This is a genomic window from Actinoplanes sp. NPDC051475, from assembly GCF_040689425.1.
GTDB lineage: Bacteria > Actinomycetota > Actinomycetes > Mycobacteriales > Micromonosporaceae > Actinoplanes.
The window spans coordinates 40,689-61,963 of record NZ_JBFAZZ010000002.1 but is presented as its reverse complement, the minus strand read 5'-3'; the positions used below and the strand labels follow the sequence as shown (position 1 = coordinate 61,963).

At 69.1% G+C, this 21,275-nt stretch carries 18 protein-coding genes and 2 pseudogenes; 14 read left to right on the top strand and 6 right to left on the bottom strand.

All coding sequences use genetic code 11. The annotated features are described in order from the left end of the window. Nucleotides 1–124 precede the first annotated feature (124 nt). The 3 genes from AB0368_RS04805 (at nt 125) to AB0368_RS04795 (ending at nt 3,115) form a co-directional block, all read left to right on the top strand. Nucleotides 125–1,117 carry an ATP-binding cassette domain-containing protein gene (locus tag AB0368_RS04805; protein WP_366152444.1) on the top strand — a complete coding sequence of 331 codons (993 nt, stop codon included), beginning with the start codon at nt 125–127 and terminating at the stop codon, nt 1,115–1,117. Then, nucleotides 1,114–1,917, top strand: coding sequence for an ABC transporter permease (locus AB0368_RS04800; protein ID WP_366152443.1), 804 nt, complete (start codon nt 1,114–1,116; stop codon nt 1,915–1,917). The genes AB0368_RS04805 and AB0368_RS04800 overlap by 4 nt, the downstream gene beginning before the upstream one ends. 196 nt (nt 1,918–2,113) lie before the next feature. Continuing rightward, nucleotides 2,114–3,115 (top strand): DUF1152 domain-containing protein, encoded by a 1,002-nt coding sequence (locus AB0368_RS04795; protein ID WP_366152442.1) that lies wholly within the window; start codon nt 2,114–2,116, stop codon nt 3,113–3,115. A gap of 40 nt (nt 3,116–3,155) precedes the next feature. Here AB0368_RS04795 and AB0368_RS04790 read toward each other — a convergent pair. From AB0368_RS04790 to AB0368_RS04780, 3 genes and pseudogenes are all read right to left on the bottom strand, one after another. Next, nucleotides 3,156–4,475 (bottom strand): annotated as a pseudogene (locus AB0368_RS04790) (tyrosine-type recombinase/integrase); the annotation flags it as partial. A 72-nt stretch (nt 4,476–4,547) separates the two neighbouring features. After that, nucleotides 4,548–5,624, bottom strand: a complete 1,077-nt coding sequence (locus AB0368_RS04785) for a hypothetical protein (RefSeq protein ID WP_366152441.1) — start codon at nt 5,622–5,624, stop codon at nt 4,548–4,550. A gap of 449 nt (nt 5,625–6,073) precedes the next feature. Continuing rightward, nucleotides 6,074–6,226, bottom strand: coding sequence for a hypothetical protein (locus tag AB0368_RS04780; RefSeq protein ID WP_366152440.1), 153 nt, complete (start codon nt 6,224–6,226; stop codon nt 6,074–6,076). Nucleotides 6,227–6,963: 737 nt separating this feature from the next. Here AB0368_RS04780 and AB0368_RS04775 point away from each other — a divergent pair. The 3 genes and pseudogenes from AB0368_RS04775 to crcB all read left to right on the top strand — a co-directional run. Then, nucleotides 6,964–7,053 (top strand): annotated as a pseudogene (locus AB0368_RS04775) (Rrf2 family transcriptional regulator); the annotation flags it as partial. 88 nt (nt 7,054–7,141) lie between these two features. Next, nucleotides 7,142–7,630: a CrcB family protein gene (locus AB0368_RS04770; protein WP_366152439.1), complete on the top strand. Its 489-nt coding sequence runs from the start codon at nt 7,142–7,144 to the stop codon at nt 7,628–7,630. Beyond that, nucleotides 7,627–7,986 carry a fluoride efflux transporter CrcB gene (gene crcB / locus AB0368_RS04765; protein ID WP_366152438.1) on the top strand — a complete coding sequence of 120 codons (360 nt, stop codon included), beginning with the start codon at nt 7,627–7,629 and terminating at the stop codon, nt 7,984–7,986. Before AB0368_RS04770 ends, crcB begins: the two co-directional genes overlap by 4 nt. Nucleotides 7,987–7,989: 3 nt before the next feature. On the opposite strand, the gene AB0368_RS04760 is transcribed toward crcB, so the two are convergent. Next, entirely contained in the window at nt 7,990–10,233 is a 2,244-nt protein-coding gene (locus AB0368_RS04760; RefSeq protein ID WP_366152437.1) for an EAL domain-containing protein, read from the bottom strand. A 340-nt stretch (nt 10,234–10,573) separates the two neighbouring features. Between AB0368_RS04760 and AB0368_RS04755 the strand changes: the two genes are divergently transcribed. The 6 genes from AB0368_RS04755 to AB0368_RS04730 all read left to right on the top strand — a co-directional run bounded on the left by AB0368_RS04755 (nt 10,574) and on the right by AB0368_RS04730 (nt 17,105). After that, nucleotides 10,574–11,335 (top strand): DeoR/GlpR family DNA-binding transcription regulator, encoded by a 762-nt coding sequence (locus AB0368_RS04755; RefSeq protein ID WP_366152436.1) that lies wholly within the window; start codon nt 10,574–10,576, stop codon nt 11,333–11,335. 102 nt (nt 11,336–11,437) lie between these two features. Continuing rightward, nucleotides 11,438–12,772: a sugar ABC transporter substrate-binding protein gene (locus AB0368_RS04750; RefSeq protein WP_366152435.1), complete on the top strand. Its 1,335-nt coding sequence runs from the start codon at nt 11,438–11,440 to the stop codon at nt 12,770–12,772. Between the two features lie 63 nt (nt 12,773–12,835). Further along, nucleotides 12,836–13,777 carry a sugar ABC transporter permease gene (locus AB0368_RS04745; protein ID WP_366152434.1) on the top strand — a complete coding sequence of 314 codons (942 nt, stop codon included), beginning with the start codon at nt 12,836–12,838 and terminating at the stop codon, nt 13,775–13,777. Continuing rightward, entirely contained in the window at nt 13,774–14,589 is an 816-nt protein-coding gene (locus AB0368_RS04740; RefSeq protein WP_366152433.1) for a carbohydrate ABC transporter permease, read from the top strand. The genes AB0368_RS04745 and AB0368_RS04740 overlap by 4 nt, the downstream gene beginning before the upstream one ends. Beyond that, nucleotides 14,586–15,575: a zinc-dependent alcohol dehydrogenase family protein gene (locus tag AB0368_RS04735; protein ID WP_366152432.1), complete on the top strand. Its 990-nt coding sequence runs from the start codon at nt 14,586–14,588 to the stop codon at nt 15,573–15,575. Before AB0368_RS04740 ends, AB0368_RS04735 begins: the two co-directional genes overlap by 4 nt. An 81-nt stretch (nt 15,576–15,656) precedes the next feature. After that, nucleotides 15,657–17,105: an APC family permease gene (locus tag AB0368_RS04730; RefSeq protein WP_366152431.1), complete on the top strand. Its 1,449-nt coding sequence runs from the start codon at nt 15,657–15,659 to the stop codon at nt 17,103–17,105. On the opposite strand, the gene AB0368_RS04725 is transcribed toward AB0368_RS04730, so the two are convergent. Then, the gene (locus AB0368_RS04725; protein ID WP_366152430.1) at nt 17,086–17,634 is read right to left on the bottom strand and encodes a hypothetical protein; all 549 of its coding nucleotides are present in this window, start codon (nt 17,632–17,634) and stop codon (nt 17,086–17,088) included. The genes AB0368_RS04730 and AB0368_RS04725 overlap by 20 nt on opposite strands. Then, the gene (locus AB0368_RS04720) at nt 17,634–18,272 is read right to left on the bottom strand and encodes a TetR/AcrR family transcriptional regulator (RefSeq protein ID WP_366152429.1); all 639 of its coding nucleotides are present in this window, start codon (nt 18,270–18,272) and stop codon (nt 17,634–17,636) included. The genes AB0368_RS04725 and AB0368_RS04720 overlap by 1 nt, the downstream gene beginning before the upstream one ends. 77 nt (nt 18,273–18,349) lie before the next feature. Between AB0368_RS04720 and AB0368_RS04715 the strand changes: the two genes are divergently transcribed. Both AB0368_RS04715 and AB0368_RS04710 read left to right on the top strand, forming a co-directional pair. Continuing rightward, the gene (locus tag AB0368_RS04715; RefSeq protein WP_366152428.1) at nt 18,350–19,555 is read left to right on the top strand and encodes an MFS transporter; all 1,206 of its coding nucleotides are present in this window, start codon (nt 18,350–18,352) and stop codon (nt 19,553–19,555) included. A 100-nt stretch (nt 19,556–19,655) separates the two neighbouring features. Then, nucleotides 19,656–21,254, top strand: coding sequence for an alpha/beta hydrolase (locus AB0368_RS04710; RefSeq protein WP_366152427.1), 1,599 nt, complete (start codon nt 19,656–19,658; stop codon nt 21,252–21,254). Nucleotides 21,255–21,275 lie beyond the last annotated feature (21 nt).

Below are 21,275 nucleotides of genomic sequence, written 5' to 3'. Positions count from 1 at the left end.
AACGCCCTCGGACGAGGTCGGGGGTGGACGCCGCCACGTCCACCCCCGGCCTCCCGCGCTCATCGACCGGGCAGACATCGATCGGGGCGGAAATTGTCGTAGGGCGCGCGTAGCGTCGGCCACCATGACGACGACGGCGGTGGTGGCGGACGGCCTCGTGAAGACGTACGGGGAGGTCAAAGCGCTCGACGGGCTCCATCTGGAGATCCCGGAGGGCACGGTCCTGGGCCTGCTCGGACCCAACGGGGCGGGAAAGACGACATGCGTGCGGGTGCTCACGACCCTGCTGCGGCCGGACTCCGGCCACGCCGAGGTCATGGGGATCGACGTGCTTCGCGAGCCGAAACGGGTCCGCGAACGCATCGGCGTCTCGGGCCAGTATGCGGCGGTCGACGAATATCTGACGGGATTCGAGAACCTGGACATGGTGGGGCGGCTGTATCACCTGGGCCGCCGCCCGTCCGCCGACCGGGCCCGTGAGCTCCTGGCCCAATTCCGGCTGGAGGATGCCGCCAACCGGCCGGTGAAGACCTATTCGGGCGGCATGCGGCGCCGGCTCGACCTGGCGGGCGCCCTGGTGGCGCGGCCCCAGGTGCTGTTCCTGGACGAGCCGACCACCGGGCTGGACCCGCGCGGCCGCACGGAGATGTGGGGCACCCTGGCCGACCTCGTGGCCGGCGGCACGACCGTGCTGCTGACGACGCAATATCTCGAGGAAGCCGACCGGCTCGCGGACTCCATCGTGGTCGTGGACCACGGACGGGTGATCGCCCAGGGCACCGCCGACGAACTGAAGTCGCAGGTCGGTGGCGAAGTGATCGAGATGGTGATCGCGGACCCGGCGCAGATCGGGGCCGCCTCCGGCATCCTCGACCAGGTGAGCCGGGGCAGGGTGAGCGCCGACGACCACACCCGCAAGCTGTCCGCCCCGGTGGACGGCGGCAGGCCGGCCGCGACGGTGCTGGTGGAGGCGCTGCGCCGCCTCGACGAGAGCGGCATCGGCGTCCTGGACGTCGGCGTACGCCGCCCCACCCTCGACGACGTGTTCCTCAAACTGACCGGCCACGCCGCGGCACCCGAAGCCGCGGCACCGCGCGAGAAGGAGGCCGTGCGATGAACGGAGTCGCCACCGCGCTGGCGGACGGTGCGGTCATCACCCGCCGCAACCTGCTGAAGATCAAACGAGTCCCGGACGTCCTGGTCTTCTCGACCCTGTCCCCGATCATGTTCGTCCTGCTCTTCGCGTACGTGTTCGGCAGCGCGATCGAGGTCCCCGGCGTCAACTACCGCGAGTTCCTGATGGCCGGGATCTTCGTCCAGACCGTCGTCTTCGGCGCCACGTGGACCGGCGCCAGCCTCGCCGAGGACCTCCAGAAGGGCATCATCGACCGGTTCCGCACCCTGCCCATGTCGGGCTCGGCGGTGCTCCTCGGCCGCACGGCGGCGGACATCGGCATCAACCTCGTCACGTTCGCCGTCATGGCGACCACCGGCCTGCTCGTCGGCTGGCGGATCCGCTCGTCGCCGGGCGAGGCGATCCTGGCGGTGCTGCTCCTGCTGACCTTCGCATACGCGATCTCCTGGATCATGGCGGTCGTCGGCCTGTCGGTCCGCACGCCCGAGGTGGTGAACAACGCCAGCTTCATCGTGATCTTCCCGCTGACGTTCATCGCCAACACGTTCGTACCGACCGACAACCTCCCCACGGTGGTCAAGGTGATCGCCGAGTGGAACCCCGTGTCCGCGGTGACCCAGGCGGCGCGCGAGCTCTTCGGCAACACCAACCCGGCCGTCCCGGTCCCGGACACGTGGGCCCTCCAGCACCCGGCCATCTACAGCCTCATCTGGAGCGGCGTGGCCCTGGCGGTCTTCATGCCCCTCGCCATCCGCCAATACCGCCGAGCCGCCTCCCGCTGATCCTCTCGCCGGGCGTCCGCGCTGTGACTGCAACGGCTGGTCGGCCAGTGCAACGCTTAGTTGGGCACGGCTGGCCGGCGACGTTACGTCACGTCGGGCAGCGATGGATCCGTACGGCGCAGGCCCTCTCCTGAGCGCATCTGCCGTCCACCGGCGGCGGCACCACTCGTGGGGTGGTTTGCGAGGGTGACGGATCATGGTGCGGGTGATGAGCCCTGCCATGCCGCCTCTTGATTCGAGGACGTTTTCGCTGACCACTCCGCCGCTGTTTGCCGCTTTGGCTTCGGCCCGCAGTGTCCTCATCGCCGGTGCGGGCGGCGGATTCGATGTGTATGCCGGTCTGCCGCTGGCCATCGCGTTGTGGCGCAGCGGCGTGCAGGTGCATCTGGCCAACTTGTCGTTCTCCGAACTCGTACTGATTGATCGTGACTCGTGGGTGGCGGAGCACGTCGTGGAGGTCACGCCGGACACGACCAGCTCGGACTGGTACTTCCCTGAGGGCACGCTCGCCCGATGGCTAGCGGCTCATGATCTGCCGTCGACGGTGTACGCCCTTCCTCCGCTCGGTGTCCAGCTGTTGCGGGACGCCTACCGGTACCTCATCGAGCGTCTGAGCATCGACGCGGTGGTGCTGGTCGACGGCGGCACGGACATCCTGCTACGCGGGGACGAAAGCACCCTCGGCACGCCGGTGGAGGACATCACCAGCCTCGGCGCCGTCGCAGGTCTCGACTTGCCGGTCAAGCTGGTGACCTGTCTCGGCTTCGGCATAGACGCCTATGACGGCGTCAACCATGTGCAGGTACTGGAGAACATCGCAGCGCTCGACCGCGACGGCGGTTACCTGGGCGCGCTCTCCATACCCAACGCGAGCCGGGAGGCCGCGCTGTACCGCGACGCAGTCGCCGACGCTCAAGCCGCCACCCCGGCCCGGCCGAGCATCGTCAACGGCCAGATCGCTGCCGCAACCCGCGGCGCGTTCGGCGACGTTCAGTTCACCCAGCGCACCAGCGGCAGCCCGTTGTTCGTCAACCCGCTGATGTCGATCTACTTCACCGTCGATCTGGACAAGCTTGCCGCTCGATGCCTGTACCTGGACCGCATCGAGCACACCCTCGGCAGGCGCCAGGTGACGGGGCGCATCGAGGCATTCCGCAACGAAGTCTCCCCCCGCATCCCACGCGCGTTCCCCCACTGAACGCCCGTGCTGCGGCAAATCAGGGCGCCGGCCGGACCTTCTACCTCTGAAGGGCGGCCCTGCCACGCGTGACCACGTCGGTGAACCAGGCGGCCTCATCGAGGGGCACCATCTCGACTTCGGTCCAGAACGTTCGGGCCCTGTCGGTTTCGGGGTCCCCGACCTTCGGTGTGGTGCTGACGTTGCCGGTGAAATACACCGTCACGTGCCGAAGACTTGGCATCTCCGGAGCAACTCGGGTGAGGGATCCGTCCCTGACGCACATCCCGGACGACTGCTCGTCCCGGATACCCTCGCAGGTGTCGGTCGGTTGCGCGGCCAGCTCCACGAGGCTGTGCAGCCATTGCTGGCCGAACTGATACGTATCCACCACCGAATGGGTCCCATCGGATCCGATGCTCATTCTCAGCAGGTCAGGCGGCCGGGTCTTCGGCACCAGGGCGAAATGCTGACTCTCCCCGGCCCGCCGATCCAGGTCGATACGTAGGGCGTCCTGCAACAACTTGTACTCGGGCACCGACTCGTCGACCACCAGGTCGCTCGCCAGCAACGGCGGCGTCTCAGCCGCGTCAGCAGTCTGACGTAACAGAGCAACGCTCACCGCCAGCCCGATACTGACGACCACCGCGACGGTGAACCCTATGTGCTTACGCTTCACGTTCCGACAGTAGTAGATCTTGTCGGCTGACACCGGGGCCGTTGTGGCGGTGTGATTCCGCCGTTCGCGGATGGCAGGTCCTCTCGGAGTCATCTCGCAAGACCCAACCAGGCTGTTGTTGCACAAGATCCGCTGCACGCATCTCGGCAGTTCCGCGTGTCGGCTGCTCAGGTTCCGGATGCCACGCAGGCGGCGAGGATGTAGTTGGGGTGCCGGGTCGGGGTTCTTGCGGGCGCGGTCGTAACGCATGGTCGTTCGCGGGTCGGCGTGGCGGGCGGCGATCTGCACGTCGCGCAGGCCGACGCCGGCGTCGAGCATGGTGGTCACGAACGTGTGCCTGAACATGTGCGGGTGCATTCGTGCGATCCGGATCCCGGCCCCGTCGGCTAGGGCCTTCAGGCGGCGGCTCGTGGCGTGCCGGTCCATCCGGGTGCCGTAGGTGTTGCGCAGGATCGGCCCGTGCTCACGGCCGCCGACGGCTCGGTCGATCGCGCGGGCCACCGCCGGTGGCAGGCGAATCAGAGCGGTCTTCTCGCCCATGCCGCGGATCTTCAGCACATGGTGGCCGTGTTCCTCGCCGAGGTTGCCGATGTTCGCGCCGGAGGCTTCGAAGATCCAAAGGCCGAGCAGGCCCAGCATCGCGATCAGCGCGAAGTCATTGATGTTCACCGAGTACCGGGCGGCTGTAATCAGGGCTTCGAACTGTTGGTGTCCGAGCCCGAGCGTGGGTGATTCGGCCGGTACCGGTGGCCGGCGGACATGCGGGCTGCAGTCCTAGGCGTGACGTGCGATTCTCGTGCCGTTGGAAAGGGTCATCCTGACGTTGACCGAGGCCGGCACGATCCAGCGGAAGCGGACTCCTTTCTCGGTTGGGCATATAGCGGATAGTTCGTATGGGCTGGCGCTGTACACGTTGGCATGCAGGAAGTCGGCGGCGGCCCCCGCGCCGAGGCCGCTGGTGTCGTCGCAGGCAAGGCCGCCGATATTGAAAACGCTTCGACCGATGGTCAGCTCGATTGTCGTAAGCGAGCGCGGTTCCAGGTGTACGGCTGTGGACAGTGTCAAGTTGATCGTTGCCCCGCTCCCCAAACTGCCGTGGATCTCCCCTCGCACAGGCCATGCCCGGGACTTGCCGGCAGAGTCGGACGAAATGTCTTCGTGAGCAGCTCCTTCGAATCGTCGAGTCGTTTCCGTAGCGATGCCGACCTGCTGGCCTTCGATGATGTAGTCATACTCCGGACCCTCGGAGAGGTATGTTATTTCATCTTCGAATGCCTTGAACGACACCTCGATGGTGCGCACCACTTGCCGCCGGTCGGACTGGTTATCAACCGTACTGAGCACGCTGCGAAATTTGTTCAGAAGAATAGGCTGCGCCGGGGCGAATGATGCCGATCCTCGTGGGGCGATCCCAAGTTGGGATCCTCGGGTTGATGGGGAGGGGTCAACTCGTGGTTCGATGTTCACAGCGACGACTGCGGCAATTTCCGTAGCGTTGTCCGGCCAGCCGAGGAGATCGTGCACCACAAGGGACCGAGCCGTTGGAACTGCCGCCGTCGCGGTGACACCGATCGCCACCACGGTGGTCGCCGCCCACGCGGCCATCTTGCGCGCACGGGGTTCGCCTGCGAGCTTCTTGAGGTTGCGACGGAGCAGCCATGCCGGACCAGCGAGCACCAGCACGACCGCAATCATTGTTGTCGACACAGGCCGGCCGGCAAGCAAGGTCGATCCCAGGCCGACGGCGCCCGCCGCGATGGTCAGCCACAAGCCGGCCTTCCTGGCCGGTGCGCTGGTTCCATCGGCTTTGTCAATGTCGGCTTCGTTCGCGCCGGTGGTGTCCTGACTCATGGGACGCCTGTTCGCTTTCGCTCGACCACCCGGCGCCGTTCCGGGCGGCAACATCGTGGAGAATCGTCCGTACAGCCTCAGTTACCACCGAGCCATCCGAACTTCGATCAATGCCCTTTCCATACGCGGTGCAGTACGAGTTCGAGCGGCTGATGGCCAAGACTTTCCGGCCGCTTGGAGCGTCGCGCCAACTCAGCGCGACCTGATGTTCGGCGGGTCGATGTCAATGGGTGCTCCCGGGCGGTGCGGTATCAACTCGACGCTAAGGCGGTAGCAGCGGAAATTCGGCCGTGTCGAGCCACACGCCGCTGTCTGCTATCCGACAGGGGCGCCCGGTCTTGAAGCGGCGAGATTCAGCCGCTTTCCGTCGACGGTGAACCGGACACTCACATGGGCACGAGCGTGCGGTTGGGGCGGCATGGAGGGCGGCAGTTCCGCGTGCTGAGTGCTCACGTGCCGGACGCCATGAAGATCTTGAGATCAGAGCCGGTGTGCAGGCGGGACTGGCCGCGGTAACGGCCCAGGTAGGCGGCCACTGCCGCGCGGAGAACGCGGCCGTCCGAGGCGATGATGGTCTGCTCAGGAGCGGAGAAGGCAGTCATAGCTCACGGTGCGTCACCGCGGACGCAGGCACCAGTGCCCTCCGCGCGGCAGGTCAGCATGTCCACGATGTTGAGAACAAGCACGGATGAGGGATGGCGGAGCCGAATCGTCCCATCGGGAACCATGCGATCGGCGCCGTGTGGAATTGCGTGATCGCCACAACCTCAGGCGCGGGAATTCATGATCGCCGACACTCTGCTCGAAAGAGTGCGCACCCACAAGCCGATCGACGTCTGACGGTGACCGCTAGGCGATCGACGGAGCCCGCCCGCAGGATTGCGGCGCAGGCCTTGGCGGGTGTCGGGTGGATCCGGGACCCCGGAGGTGAACCGATGACATGCCACACGTCGGGTTGTCCGAACCCTGGTGTCATCAGCTGTAGCGGATGCGGCAAGCTCTTCTGCGGAATGCACGTCGACCAGGGGCCGGTTCCACGATGCGAGCCGTGCCGGGTCGCGAACGCCGAACATCAGCGGAAAGAACTTCACAGCTCCATGGGTTCGGGATGCCTGATTATTCTCGTGGGGTTAGGCATAGCGGGCCTCGGCTTGTTGATGATGGGGAACATGGACCGCCCGCACTTCGGGATCCTGGTGCTCCTCATGGGTTTGGGCGTTGCTTTTGTCGGCGGACTTGCAATGAACCCGTGACAGCGGCGAACAACCAACGCACTCACATCGGCCATGATCGAGTGCGCTCAATTCGGCTACTTGTTGACGCACCTGGTCAAGGCGGCCTGGCCGCGGCCCAGGACATCCCGCTCAGCTTCCTGCAGGGCATCCTGCTCGATCTGCGCCGCACCGGGCTGCTGCAATCGCGCGGCAGCGGGCCAGTTCAGAAGGCGTGAGGCGGGCCGACTAACGGTTGCAGTCACACGCGCGCGGGCGGATGGTGGCCTGAGCTAGCGTGATCGCATGGATTCGGAAGCCGTCCTGCCTGCGGAAGCCGCCCCGCCGCGCGCTTCAATGCCGGCGGTCGGCGTGGACTCGCCGGACGCCGAGGTCCCGGACACCGAGGTTCCGGGCCATGGCCGGTGGCAGGTGCTCGCGGCGATCTCGGCGGGCGGCATGCTCGGTGCCCTGGCCCGCTACGGCATCTCCACCGCCTGGCCGCACGACCCGGCCGGGTTCCCCTGGTCCACCTGGACGATCAACGTCAGCGGCTGTCTCCTCATCGGCGTCCTCATGGTCCTCATCGGACACCTCGGGCTGCAGCATCGCCTGGTCCGCCCGTTCTGGGGCATCGGCTTCCTCGGCGGCTACACCACCTTCTCCACCGCAACCGTCGACGTGCTGCAGGCCGCGCCCGGCGTCGCGTTGGTCTACCTGGCCGTGACGCTGACCGGGGCACTCGTGGCGGTCTGGCTCGGCACGGCTCTCACTGAGGTGGCGGTGCGCCGGTGACCGTGCTGCTGGTCGCGCTCGGCGCGGCGATCGGTGCCCCGCTGCGCTACCTCACGGACCGGTACGTGCAGTCGAGGCACGAGTCACGGTTCCCGTGGGGCACGCTGACCGTCAACGTGGCCGGCTCGGCGCTGCTCGGCTTCCTCGTCGGCCTGCCGGTAGCCCCCGCAGTCGCCGCGCTGCTGGGCACGGGTTTCTGCGGGGCGCTCACCACGTACTCGACGTTCGGCTACGAGACGCTGGGGCTCGCGCGCTCCGGGGAGCGGTTCCACGCGCTCGCGTACGCGCTCGGCAGTGTGTTGGCCGGCCTTGGCGCGGCCTCACTCGGCTTCCTGCTCGCCCGCGCGGCCGGGTGACCGCTACCGGGAGAGCAGTTCTCCCATTGCCGCCTCGTTGAGCGGCTCGGCCCAGTAGTAGCCCTGGCCCAGCTCGCAGTTCCCGTCCGCGAGCTCGCTCAGCTGCCCCGCATCCTCGATGCCCTCGGCGATCGTCGACAGGCTGAGGGCCTGCCCGAGCTGGATGATCCCCAGCGTCAGGGCGGCCGCCGCGGGGACGTCGCCGACGTCGTCCACGAAGCTCTTGTCGATCTTGATGATGTCGACCGGGAAGCGGCGCAGGTACGCCAGCGACGAGTAGCCCGTGCCGAAGTCGTCGATGGCGAGCCGGACGCCCAGCTCCTTGATCCGTTCGAGCTGGCGCAGCGTCGACGGCCGGTGGTCCACGAGCAGTGACTCGGTCAGCTCGATCACCAGGGAGGCCGCCGGGAGGCCGCTCTGCTCCAGGGCGGAGGCCACCACCTCGGGGAGTTCCTCCACGTCCAGCTGGACCGCCGACATGTTGACGCTCACGCTCAGCGGGCGCTTGCCCTCGCGGACGGCGTTCCAGGCGGCGGCCTGGCGGCAGGCTTCGCGGAGCACCCATTCGCCGATCGGCACGATCATGCCGGTCTCCTCGGCGAGCGGGATGAAGTCCAGCGGGGGGATCAGGCCGCGCTCGGGGTGCTGCCAGCGGACCAGCGCCTCCAGGCCGGTGATCTCGCCGGTACGCAGGTGCACGATCGGCTGGTAGCGCAGCTCGAACTCGTGGCGGACGACGGCGCGGCGCAGGTCGGCCTCGAGTTGGAGGCCCGCCTGGAACGAGATCTGCATCGCCGGCTCGAAGCTCTCGAGGCGGTCCTTGCCCTCCTTCTTCGCCTGGTACATGGCGAGGTCGGCGCGGACCATCAGGTCGTGGGCGTCCTTCAGCTCGCCGGGCGCGCTGTACGCGATGCCGATGCTGCAGCTGACGAACGTCTCCTTGCCGGCGAGCACGAACGGCTCGCGCAGCGCCTCGAGGATCTTCTGGGCCACGGGTACGGCCTCGCTGGCGTCGTACGCCATCGGCAGCAGCACCGCGAACTCGTCGCCGCCGAGGCGGGCCGCCGTGTCTCCCGGGCGCAGGCAGGCGCGGATGCGCTCGGCGACCCCGACCAGCAGGACGTCGCCGGCGGCGTGGCCGAGGGAGTCGTTGACCACCTTGAAGCGGTCCAGGTCGACGAAGAGGACCCCGGTGCCGGTGCGGGCCTCGCCGGCCGCGGTGAACGCCCGTTCCATCCGGGTCAGGAACAGTGCCCGGCTGGCGAGCCCGGTCAGCGAGTCGTGGAACGCCTGGTTCATCGCCGCGAACGTCTGCGCGTCGGTCAGGGCGAGGCTCACATGCTCGGCGAACGCCCGCAGGATCTCCTGCGACGACTTGTCCCACTTCCGCGGGCCGGCACACGTGCCGACGGTGAGGCAGCCGACGACCTCGCCGTTCTCGTGCACCGGCACCGCCATGACGGCCTTGAGGTGCGACTGGATGTCCGGGATGGCGATCGGGCAGTTCTCGTAGTCCTCGACCAGGACCATCTCGTCGGCCATGACCGCCAGCCCGGCCACGCCGGCCGAGGGGAGCGGGACCCGCTGCATCTTGCTGAGGATGTCCGGGGCGAAACCGACGTGGGAGACCATGCTGCCGACCGAGGGGTCGTCCTTCTCCAGCAGGTTGAGCGAGGACATCTCCAGGCCGAGCAGCTCGGCGGCGGCCGCGGTGATCGAGTCGAGGATCTGCTGGAGGGGAGTGCGGCGGGCGATCAGACGCTGGATGCGGCTCAGGTGCTCGAAGAGCCGCTGGCGTTCCTGGAGCGAGTCGACGAGGCGCCCGTTCTCCTGGGCCTGGCGGCGTTCGGCCTCGATGACGTGCAGCGCTTGCAGGCTCAGCTCGAGGACTCGCGCCATCCCGCGCAGCAGGCAGATCTCCTCGTCGGAGAACGCTCCCTGCCGGCGGCCGAGGATGAGCAGGCCGCTCGCCGGGCCGGAGATCGGTGCGTGGGTGAGCGCGTACGGGAGGCCGGCGAGCTCGACGGTCTCCGTCCGGTCGGTGGCGGCGTCCTGGAGCGTGGTGAGCGGCACCTGCTCGGCGGGCAGGCCGTACGAGGCGACCACGCCGGCGTCGATGACCAGCACCGCGATGTCCGCCTCGAGGGCACGCGCGGCACACTCCACGGCCGCGTACTGTGCCACGGGTTCTTCCGGCCGGTCGGCGACGGCGGAGAGGAACTCCGTGAGTTGCTGCGTTGCGAGCATGCCCATGACCTCGTTTGTCGGTCCGGCGCCGGGCGAGATGAGCCTTTTCCGTGACGGTCTTGGTGAGCTGCCCGTGCGCGGGGCCCGATGAGGCCCGGCGACCGAGCTCACACCCTCGGGCATGATCCGGGCAGCGTTTCCGGGCAATCGGGCACAACCTTCGTCCCGATTCAGCAGGCGGTGGGATGATATCTGCCGCGCCGGGGCGCTTGCCAAACGGGCAGAGACACACCGAATCGGCCTGGCTTGTGATGGGGGCCACACGTTTCTCCGGTGTTACAAATGGTCCACGGCAAACGCGGTCACGGCGACCGCCTCGACGGGCGGCCGGAGGTGCGGATTGAATGCGGAAGAACGGCAGCATCAGATCGTCGCCCTGGCGCGGCGGCAAGGCGAGGTGGACGTCGCAAAACTGTCCGCCGAGCTGAGCGTTTCCGCGGAAACGATCCGGCGTGACCTGCGACTGCTGGAAAAGCACGGTCTGTTGCGGCGTACGCACGGCGGCGCGTATCCGGTGGAGACCGCGAAATTCGAGACCGACCTCGCGATGCGAACCACGCGCGGGGTCCCGGAGAAGCGCAGGATCGCCGCCGCGGCCGCCGGACTCATCGGCGACGCGGAGACGATCTTCATCGACGAGGGCTTCACCCCGCAGCTCATCGCCGAGGCGCTGCCCGCCGACCGTCCCCTGACCGTGGTGACGGCCTCGCTGAACACCGCGGCGTGGCTGTCCACGAACTCGCCGGTCACCGTGCTCCTGCTCGGGGGCCGGGTACGCGGCCGCACGCTGGCCACGGTCGACCACTGGGCCAGCGGCATGCTGGCCGGCTTCGTCATCGACCTCGCCTTCGTCGGCGCCAACGGCATCTCCCGTGAGGTGGGACTGACCACTCCGGACCCGGCGGTGGCGGACGTGAAGGCCCACGCGGTGCGCGCGGCCCGCCGGCGGATATTCGCCGGCATACACACGAAATTCGGCGTACGCACGTTCTGCCGATTCGCCGAGATATCCGATTTCGAATCCCTGGTCACGGACACCGGGCTGCCGGCTTCCGAGGCACACCGCTATTCCCGGCTCGGCCCTCAGGTCATCCGCGTCTGATTCCGCTCGTCGCAGTTTTTCTCGCCCGGCGCCTGCCCGGCGCGGTGGTGCATGTCTTCAAACGGAGGATCCGCTGTGCAAAAAACAGGAAAGAAATTCTCGTTGTTGATTGCCGGTGCGACCGCCGGCGCGCTCGTCCTCTCCGGATGCTCGGGTGCCGGCTCGACCGGCGGGGGAGACTCGGCGGACAACACCATCACCGCGCTGATGGTGGGCAACCCGCAGATGGAGGACATCCAGAAGCTGACCGCCGACAGCTTCACCAAGCAGACCGGCATCACGGTCAAGTTCACGATCCTCCCGGAGAACGAGCTGCGCGACAAGGTGACGCAGGACGTCGCCAACCAGGGCGGGCAGTACGACGTCGCCACCGTCGGCGCGTACGAGGTGCCGATCTGGGCGAAGAACGGCTGGCTCCACGAGGTGTCGAGCTACGCCGGCAAGGACAGCGCCTACGACGAGGCCGACCTGATCAAGCCGATGGTGCAGTCGCTGACCGGCGACGACGGCAAGATGTACGCGGCACCGTTCTACGGCGAGTCCTCCTTCCTCATGTACAACAAGGAGATGTTCGAGGCCAAGGGCCTCACGATGCCGGAGAAGCCGACGTGGGCCCAGGTGGCCGACATGGCGCAGAAGCTCAACGACAAGCAGAAGGGCGTGGCGGGCATCTGCCTGCGGGGCCTGCCCGGCTGGGGTGAGCTCTTCGCCCCGCTGACGACGGTCGTCAACACCTACGGCGGTACGTGGTTCGAGAAGGACTGGACCCCCAAGGTCAACTCGCCCGAGTTCACCGAGGCGACGAACTTCTACGTCAACCTGCTGAAGAACTACGGCGAGTCGGGTGCGCCGCAGGCCGGGTTCACGGAGTGCCTCAACACCTTCGGCCAGGGCAAGGCCGCCATGTGGTACGACGCCACGTCGGCCGCAGGCACCCTCGAGGACCCGAAGGCCTCCAAGGTCGCGGGCAAGGTCGGCTACGCGTACGCCCCGGTGAACAAGACCGAGTACTCCGGCTGGCTGTGGACGTGGGCGTGGGCCATGCCCAAGACCACCAAGAAGTCCGACGCAGCCTGGAAGTTCATCTCCTGGGCCACCAGCAAGGACTACGAGCAGCTCGTGGGCAAGAACCTCGGCTGGTCGCGGGTGCCGTCCGGCAAGCGCACCTCGACGTACTCGATCCCGGAGTACAAGGAGTCCGCGAAGGCCTTCGCCGACATCACGCTCGGATCGATCGAAAACGCGAAGCCGCAGAACCCGGGGCTGCAGCCGCGGCCCGCGCTGGGCGTGCAGTTCGTCGGCATCCCCGAGTTCGCGGACCTCGGCACCAAGGTGTCGCAGGAGGTCAGCGCCGCCGTCGCGGGCAGCACGACGGTCGACAAGGCGCTGGCCGACGGCCAGAAGCTCGCCGAAGACGTTGCGAAGAAATACAAGTAATGCCTCGCGGGCGCGCCGCCCCAGCGGTGGCGTGCCCGCACCCGACCGGAAGGCTCGACCGAGATGACTGACGTCATTCCCCGGGCGGAAGGCAGGACGGACACCCCTCCGCCGCACACCCCCGTACCCGCCAAGGGCGGCGCACGGGAGCGATGGGTCCGCCGGGCCCCGCTCCTGCCGGCCCTGGTCTTCGCGATCATCGTGACTCAGGTGCCGTTCCTGGTCACCATCTACCTGTCCACGCAGAGCTGGAACGCGCTGCGCCCGGGCGCCCGCGGTTTCGTCGGCGTGGACAACTACGTCACCGTGCTGACCGACTCGCGCCTGCGAGCCGCGCTGGCCAACACGGTTCTGCTGACCGCGGGGGCGGTCATCTTCTCGATGATCCTCGGCCTGGCACTGGCGGTGCTGCTGGACCGCAGGTTCGTCGGCCGGTCGGTGGTGCGGACCCTGCTCATCACCCCGTTCCTGGTGATGCCGATCGCAGCGGCCCTGCTGTGGAAGCACGCGATCTACAACCCGGCGTACGGGCTCATCAACGGCCTCTTCGGCGGCTCGACGGACTGGATCTCGTCGTACCCGAAGGCGGCGGTCATCACGACGCTGGTCTGGCAGTGGACGCCGTTCATGATGCTCATCCTGCTGGCGGGCCTGCAGTCGCAGAGCGAGGAGGTGCTCGAGGCGGCCCGGGTCGACGGCGCCAACGCGTGGCAGATCTTCACCCGGATGACGATCCCGCACCTGCGCCAGTACCTGGAGCTGGGCGCCCTGCTCGGCTCGATCTACTTGGTCAACACCTTCGACTCGGTCTTCAGCATCACCCAGGGCGGTCCGGGCACGGCGACCACGAACCTGCCGTACGAGATCTACCTGACCACGTTCCGCAAGTTCGAGTACGGCGAGGCGTCGGCCGCCGGCGTCATCGTGGTGATCCTGACGATCATCGTGGCGACATTCGCGCTGCGCGTCATCTCGAGCCTGTTCCGGATGGAGGAGGGCCGATGAGGCTCCGGCTGAGCAATACCGTCTGGGGTGCGGTGGCCTGGGTCGCCGGGATCGTGTTCGTGTTCCCGGTCATCTGGATGGTGCTGACCAGCTTCAAGCAGGAGCAGGCCGCCGCCAGCAACCCGCCGTCCTGGGTCTTCACCCCGACCCTCGACCAGTACGCGCAGGTCTTCGACCGCAACATCACGCCGTTCCTGCTGAACTCGCTGATGGCCAGCCTCTTCTCCACGTTGTTCGTGGTCCTGCTCGCCACGCCGGCCGCGTACGCGTTGTCGCTGCGCCCGGTCGCCAAGTGGACGGACGCGCTCTTCTTCTTCATCTCGACGAAGATGATGCCCGCGGTGGCCGCCCTGCTCCCGGTGTACCTGCTGGTCAAGAACCTCGGCATGCTCGACAACGTGTGGACGATGGTGGTCCTCTACACCTCGATGAACCTGCCGCTGGCGGTCTGGATGATGCGCTCGTTCCTGCTCGAGGTGCCGCGCGAGGTGCTGGAGGCCGGCGAGGTGGACGGGGCCGGCCTGCTCACCTCGATCCGGAAGATCATCCTGCCGATCGTCTCGCCCGGCCTGGCCGCGACCGCGCTGATCTGCTTCATCTTCGCCTGGAACGAGTTCTTCCTCGCGGTGAACCTGACCGCGACGAACGCCGGTACGGCGCCGATCTTCCTGGTCGGCTTCATCTCCTCGGAGGGCCTGTTCCTCGCCCGGCTCTGCGCCGCGGCGACGCTGGTCTCGCTGCCGGTGCTGATCGCCGGCTGGCTGGCGCAGAACAAGCTGGTCCGCGGCCTGTCGATGGGAGCGGTCAAGTGAAGGCAGCGGTGGTCGTCACGCCTGGGACGATCGAGATCACGGACGTGCCCGATCCCACTCCCGGCCCTGCCGACGTGGTGGTCCGGCCCGCGGCGGTCGGCATCTGCGGCACGGATCTGCACATCATGGACGGCGAGTTCGCGCCCGCCTTTCCGATCATCCCCGGGCACGAGTTCGCGGGGGAGATCGTCGAGATCGGCTCGGCCGTCATCGGGTACGCCGTGGGCGACCAGGTGGCCGTGGACCCGTCGCTGTACTGCGGCCACTGCTACGAGTGCAAACGGGCGCGGGGCAACCAGTGCGAGAACTGGAACGCGATCGGGGTCTCCAAGAGCGGCGCGGCGGCCGAGTTCGTGTCCGCGCCGATGGCCAACCTGTTCAGGCTGCCGCCCCACCTCGCCGCCCGGGACGCCGCGCTGATCGAGCCGCTCTCCTGCGCGGTCCGCGGCTTCGACGTCCTGCCCCGGCGGATGGCGGACACCTTCCTGATCTACGGCTCGGGAACGATGGGCCTGATGATGCTGGAGCTCGCCAAGCGCGCGGGCGCGTCGACCGTCTCCATGGTGGACCTGAACCCGGAACGGCTCGAGACGGCGAAGGTGCTCGGCTGTTCGGCCGCGGTCACCGACGCCGCGGAGCTGGACGCCCCGCGCGGCTGGGACGTCGTCATCGACTGCACCGGGGCGGCCGCCGCGATCCGCGACGGGCTGGGGCGCGTCGGCCGGGGTGGGACGTTCCTGCAGTTCGGGGTCTCGGCGTACGACGCCCGGGTGGAGATCGAGCCGTACGAGATCTATCGGCGCGAGATCACGATCACCGGCTCGATGGCCGTCCTGCACAGCTTCGACCGGGCCGGCGAGCTGATGGCCGCGGGCGTGCTCGACCCGCGGATCTTCGTCAGCCACCGGTTTCCTCTGGCCCGATATGCCGAGGCGCTCGACCAGTTCCGTGCGGGCATCGGCAGGAAGACCCTCATCGAGCCATAGGGAGTGCCAATCTTCTCACTATCGGTTATTTGATGGTCACAGCATGTTGTTAGACCGCCGCCGGGGGTCTCCAATGGAGCGGTGCCTTCGCCACCCACCCCGGCGGCGAGACGCCTCGGTGGCGCGTCCGTCGTCCTCCTCGCGCTGGCCGCGGCCACCCCGCTGACGGTCGTCACCGCCGTCGTGCCGGGTGCGTACGCCGACAGCGGTCTGCTCGCCCTCCCGCTGCTCTTCGCCGGCCTGGGCCTGCTCATGCTGGCCTTCACGGCGGGATACACCGCGATGATCCGCCGCGCGCCGGGGCAGGGCGCGCTCTACACGTTCATCGCGCGGGGGCTGGGCCGCCCGGCCGGCGTCGGGGCGGCGTGGCTCGCCCTGCTCTCCTACAACGCACTGCAGATCGGCCTGTACGGCGTGGTCGCCGCGGCTGCCGCCCCGCTGGCCGACGTGGAGTGGTGGGTGGCTGCCGGGGCGTGCTGGGTCGTCGTCGCCGGGTGCGGGCTGCTCGGCCTGGCGCGTACCGTCTGGCTGCCGGCGGTGCTGGTGGTCGCGGGGATCGTCGTGGCCGTCGCGTACGCCGTCGCGAACCTGCTCGATCCGGCCGCCGGACGGCTCAGCTGGACGGCGCTGGATCCGGTCCACCTGACGGGCGTCTCCCGTCCGGTGCTGGGGCTGCTGTTCGTGGTGGGCGCGTTCGCCTTCGTGGGCATCGAGACGACGGCCGCGTACGCCGAGGACGTCCACGCTCCCCGCCGCTCGACCGCCCGCGCAGCCGTCCTGTCCGTCCTGCTCCTGACCGTCCTGTACGCCGCGTCGAGCTGGGCGATGGCGGTCGGCGCGGGGCCCGGCCGGATCGTCGCCGCGTCGACCGCCCGCGGGCCCGAGCTCGCCTTCGACCTCGCCTCGGCCCGCCTCGCGCCCTGGGCGGTCACCCTGGGCCGGGCCCTGGTCGTCGCCGGCCTGCTCGCCGCCATGCTGGCCCTGCACCACACCATCGCCCGCTACGTCGTGGCGCTCGGCCGGGAACGGGTGCTGTCCGCCGGGCTCGCTGCGCCGCGGCCGGCCTCGTTCACCCAGAGCCTCGCCGCGGGCCTGGTCATCGGGGTGTGCGCGGGCTTCGACCTGGACCCGGTCGAGTCGCTCGGACGCCGGCTGGCGATCGGCGGCGGCCTGGGCATCCTGCTCCTGCTGCTGGCCACGTCGCTGGCGGCGCTGCTGCTGCTCAACCGTCATCCGGGCGACGAGGGGATCTGGCGGCGCTTCGGGGCTCCCTCGGCGTCGACCATCGGGTTCGGGGCGTTGGCGTACCTCGCGTACCTGCAGTTCCCCGGGCTGGTGGCCGCGGCGTTGGCCACGGTGCTCCTGGGAGTGCTCTACGCCGTGGTGCTGCGGTTCGCCCGGCCGGTGACCTACGCGGGTATCGGCCTCGGCGGCGCGGCGGTGGTGGTGGCGCCGTCCACGTTGACGGTGCCGCGACCGCGGTCGCCCGGGGCGCACCGGCCGGACCGGGTCAATCGCCTCGCCGGGTAGCGGCCGGGTCGTCGCCGAAGAATTCCTGGATCTGGGTGAGGGTCAGGTAACCCTGCTGCTCGACCTCGCCGGCGTCGGTGGGCAGCGGTTTGCGGGTGACCTCGGGCTCCTCCGGGTGCTCCGGAAGATCGGGCAGGGGCGGGACCGGCGGGAGCTCGCCCAGCCCGATCGCCTCGCGGATCACCTCGAACATCCCGGTCACTTCCCGTACGGCCAGGGGAAAGAGCTCGGCCGGCCGCCGGCCCGCCGCGGCCGGAGCGGCACAGGTGAAGTTGGCCCGGATCTTGTCGCGGACCTTCCGGATGTCGGCGCTCGGCCGCAGGTGATGGAGGTGGCCCTCGGCGACTATCCCCAGCTCGCATTCCGATACGCCGGAAGCCCGCCACCACCGCCGCCAGCCGGGATCGGCGTCCAATGTCACGACGACGTGCTGCAGCGCCACCATGTACGCCTGGAAGGCGCGGCCGTCCACCGTGGTAGTCCCCATGTGTGGGTGCAGCCAGCACGGCTGCCCGCCCCAGAACTCCATCACCGCATGGTGACATCACCATCGCCGCGAGTCGGTGCATATGGGACTGGCGCGTCCGGGTGGTCCCCCAGTGCGGCGTCCAGCAGGGCGGCCGCCACGGCGCGGGCGGTGACCGCTGCTGCCGGGGTGCGGTCCATCCGGGCGCCCACCGAGGTGCCGTCGTAGAGGATGACCAGTTGCGCGGCGAGCGCGGCCGGGTCCGGCGCTCCGGCCTCGCGGGCCAGGTCGGTGAAGAGGCTGCGGGTCCAGGCGCGGTTGGCGTCGCTGACCTCCTCGACGACGCCGCCCGGCGTCGACTCAGCGCTGGCGTTGTAGAAGGCGCAGCCGCGGAAGGTCGGCGCGGCGGCCTGTTCGGCCAGGACGTCGAAGACGCCGAGCAGCCGGTCGCGGGGCGTCCGGAAGCGCTCGAGCTCGGCGAGGATGCGCTCCCGGCGGCGCTGGTGTCGGCCCTCCAGGTAGGCCCGGATCAGGCCGTCCTTGCTGCCGAAGCAGCTGTAGAGCGACGCCTTGGCCACCCCCGCGTGCTCGATGACGCGGTCGATGCCGACGGTGTGCACTCCCTCGGCGTAGAAGAGCTCGTCGGCGGAGGCGAGCAGCCGGTCGCGCGCGGACGGCTTGCGCGGTGATGCACCAGACATGCGATTGACGATAGCAGACAGATCTGTCTAGTGTCGGGCTTGCCAGACAGACCTGTCTGTCATCGACTGGGAGTGTCATGACTACCGCACCTGCCCTCGTTCGCGAGCCGAGACGGCTGTCCCATCCGGTCGCCTTCGCCGCCATCGCGGCGATCCTGGTGGCGTTCACCGCCGCCTCCAGCGCCCCCTCCCCGCTGTACGTCGTCTACCAGCAGCTCTGGTCCTTCTCCGCGGTCACCCTGACGGTCGTGTTCGCCGTGTACGTGGTGGGCCTGATCGGTGCGTTGCTCGTGCTCGGGGCGCTCTCCGACCACGTCGGGCGCCGGCCTGTTCTCGTCGCCGCCATCGCGCTGGAGGCGGTGGCGCTCGCGCTCTTCCTCGCCGCGGGCGACGTCGGCGTGCTGCTGGCCGCCCGCTTCCTCCAGGGCATCGCGACCGGCGCCGCGCTGACCACGCTGGGCGCTACCCTCGTCGACCTGGACCCGCCGCACGCCCCCGGCCGGGCCGGCCTGATCAACAGCATCGTGCCCCCGGCCGGCCTGGCGCTCGGGTCGCTGGGCACCGGGGCGCTCGTGCAGTACGCCCCCGGACCCACCCGCCTCGTGTACGCCCTCCTGCTCGCCGGCATGGTCCTCGCGGCCGGTGCGGTGCTGCTGATGCCCGAGACCTCCGGCCGCCGCCCGGGTGGTGCCCGGTCGCTGGTGCCGCGGCTGGGCGTGCCGGCCCGGCTGCGCGCCGACGTGCTCGCCCTGGTGCCGATCATCGTGGCGAGCTGGGCCCTGGGCGGGCTCTACCTCTCCCTCGGCCCCTCGGTGGCGGCCGGCGTCTTCGGGCTGGCCAGTCACCTCATCGGCGGCCTGGTGGTGACGCTGCTCTGCGGGACCGGCGCGGTGACGGCCTTCGCGCTGCGCGGCCGCCCGACAGCGCGGGTGCTGACCATCGCCGGCGTCCTGCTGACCGCGGGTACGGCGGTGACGCTGCTTGCCGTCCAGTCGGAATCGGTCGTGCTCGCGGCGGCCGGGACCGTGCTTGCCGGGGTGGGCTTCGGCGCCTCGGCGCTGGCCTCCTTCAGCACGCTGGCGGTGCTGGCCGCCCCCGCGGAGCGTGGCGAGCTGCTGGCGGTGGCGCTGACGATCGCGTACCTGGCCTTCAGCCTGCCGGCCGTGGTGGCGGGGCTGGCGGCCACATCGTTCGGCCTGCACCTGACCGCCCTGGTCTACGGCCTGGTCGTGGTGGCCCTCGGTGGGGTGGCCGTGATCGCGCAGCGGACCCGCCGAGCCTGACCGGCCCGCCCGCTCTTTCGTGTCACGCCCCGGCGTGGGCGGCCGCCATCCGGCCGTCCACCCCGGACCATATGGGGCGAATCCACATGAAGGGTAAGGCATGAGAAGACTTCTGGCGGTCGCCGCCTTGTTCGCTCTGGTGATGGGCGGTGCGGCCGCGGCTGCCGGGGCGCCTGCCGCGGAGCCGTCCGGCGACCGGGCCGCGTACTCCGCTGTCGGCTGGGGCAAGTGCGACAGCCCGGCCCTGCGTGAGCGCAAGGCCGAATGCGGGTTCGTCAGCGTGCCGCTCGACTATGCGCACCCCGGCGGCAAGCACATCAAGCTGGCTGTCTCGCGGATCAAGCACACCGTGCCGGACGGCGAGTACCAGGGCGTCATGCTGGTCAACCCGGGCGGCCCCGGCGGCTCGGGGCTGATTCTCTCGGTGCTGGGCGAGTTCGTGCCGGACGGCGCGGGTGCCGCGTACGACTGGATCGGCTTCGACCCGCGCGGCGTCGGCTCCAGCGAACCGGTCCTGGCCTGCGACGGCGACTACACCGGTTACAACCGGCCGCCCTACGTGCCCACCAGCGCGGCCATCGAGAAGGCGTGGCTGAAGCGGGCGAAGGGCTACGCCGCGGCCTGTGCCCGCAGCGGCGGTGAGCTGCTGAAGCACCTGCGTACGGTCGACTCGGTCCAGGACATGGACAGCATCCGTGCGACGCTCGGGGCCGATAAGATCAACTACTACGGCTTCTCGTACGGCACCTATCTCGGCCAGGTCTACGCGACGCGCTACCCGGACCGGGTGGGCCGGATGGTCCTCGACGGCAACGTCGACCCCTCGCGGGTCTGGTACGACGCCAACCTCGACCAGGACATCGCGTTCGACCGCAACATGAAGATCTACTTCCGCTGGCTGGCCAAGTACCACAGCGTCTACCACCTCGGCCGTACCGGGGAAGCGGTCGAGAAGCTCTTCTACCGCGAGCAGCATCGGCTCATCGCGAAGCCGGCCGCGGGCGTCATCGGCCCGGACGAGTTCACGGACGTGTTCCTCCAGGCCGGGTACTACGTCTTCGGCTGGGAGACGGTCGCGTCGGCGTTCTCGGCGTGGGTCAACGACCGGGACGCGCAGCCGCTGAAGTCGCTGTTCGACGAGGGCAACCCGCAGGAGGAAGGCGCCGACAACGGGTACGCGATCTATCTGGCCGTGCAGTGCACCGACGTCAAGTGGCCGGCGTCCTGGTCGACGTGGCGCGCGGACAACTGGCGCGTGCACCGTAAGGCGCCGTTCGAGACGTGGGGCAACGCCTGGTTCAACGCGCCTTGCCTGAACTGGCCGGCAAAGGCGGGCAACCCCGTCGCGGTGACCGGCCGGAAGGTTCCGCCGATCCTGCTCATCAGCGAGACGCTGGACGCGGCGACGCCGTTCTCCGGCAGCCTCGAGGTGCGCAAGCGGTTCCCCCGCTCGGCCCTCGTCGAGGGCGTCGGCGGCACCACCCACGCCGGTTCGCTCTTCGGCAACGCCTGCGTCGACGACACGATCGCCGACTACCTCGCCACCGGCAAGCTGCCGAAGCGGGTCAAGGCCAACACGTCCGACAAGCGCTGCGAGCCGCTCCCGCAGCCGACGCCCTCCGCGGCGGCGAGCAAGCGGGCGGAGAGCGTGAACCCGCTCAGCCGGATGGAATTGCAGAAGCTGATCGCCGCACGCTGACCGCGGTCCGACCCCTGTCCC

What these genes read in the sequence shown, in the direction of transcription:
- AB0368_RS04800 (WP_366152443.1), top strand. Translation starts at nt 1,114, where the DNA reads ATGAACGGAGTCGCCACCGCGCTGGCGGACGGTGCGGTCATCACCCGC.
- AB0368_RS04745 (WP_366152434.1), top strand. Translation starts at nt 12,836, where the DNA reads ATGACTGACGTCATTCCCCGGGCGGAAGGCAGGACGGACACCCCTCCG.
- AB0368_RS04795 (WP_366152442.1), top strand. Translation starts at nt 2,114, where the DNA reads ATGGTGCGGGTGATGAGCCCTGCCATGCCGCCTCTTGATTCGAGGACG.
- AB0368_RS04720 (WP_366152429.1), bottom strand. Translation starts at nt 18,272, where the DNA reads ATGTCTGGTGCATCACCGCGCAAGCCGTCCGCGCGCGACCGGCTGCTC.
- AB0368_RS04760 (WP_366152437.1), bottom strand. Translation starts at nt 10,233, where the DNA reads ATGCTCGCAACGCAGCAACTCACGGAGTTCCTCTCCGCCGTCGCCGAC.
- AB0368_RS04710 (WP_366152427.1), top strand. Translation starts at nt 19,656, where the DNA reads ATGAGAAGACTTCTGGCGGTCGCCGCCTTGTTCGCTCTGGTGATGGGC.
- AB0368_RS04740 (WP_366152433.1), top strand. Translation starts at nt 13,774, where the DNA reads ATGAGGCTCCGGCTGAGCAATACCGTCTGGGGTGCGGTGGCCTGGGTC.
- AB0368_RS04725 (WP_366152430.1), bottom strand. Translation starts at nt 17,634, where the DNA reads ATGGAGTTCTGGGGCGGGCAGCCGTGCTGGCTGCACCCACACATGGGG.
- AB0368_RS04715 (WP_366152428.1), top strand. Translation starts at nt 18,350, where the DNA reads ATGACTACCGCACCTGCCCTCGTTCGCGAGCCGAGACGGCTGTCCCAT.
- AB0368_RS04770 (WP_366152439.1), top strand. Translation starts at nt 7,142, where the DNA reads ATGGATTCGGAAGCCGTCCTGCCTGCGGAAGCCGCCCCGCCGCGCGCT.
- AB0368_RS04780 (WP_366152440.1), bottom strand. Translation starts at nt 6,226, where the DNA reads ATGACTGCCTTCTCCGCTCCTGAGCAGACCATCATCGCCTCGGACGGC.
- AB0368_RS04785 (WP_366152441.1), bottom strand. Translation starts at nt 5,624, where the DNA reads ATGAGTCAGGACACCACCGGCGCGAACGAAGCCGACATTGACAAAGCC.
- AB0368_RS04805 (WP_366152444.1), top strand. Translation starts at nt 125, where the DNA reads ATGACGACGACGGCGGTGGTGGCGGACGGCCTCGTGAAGACGTACGGG.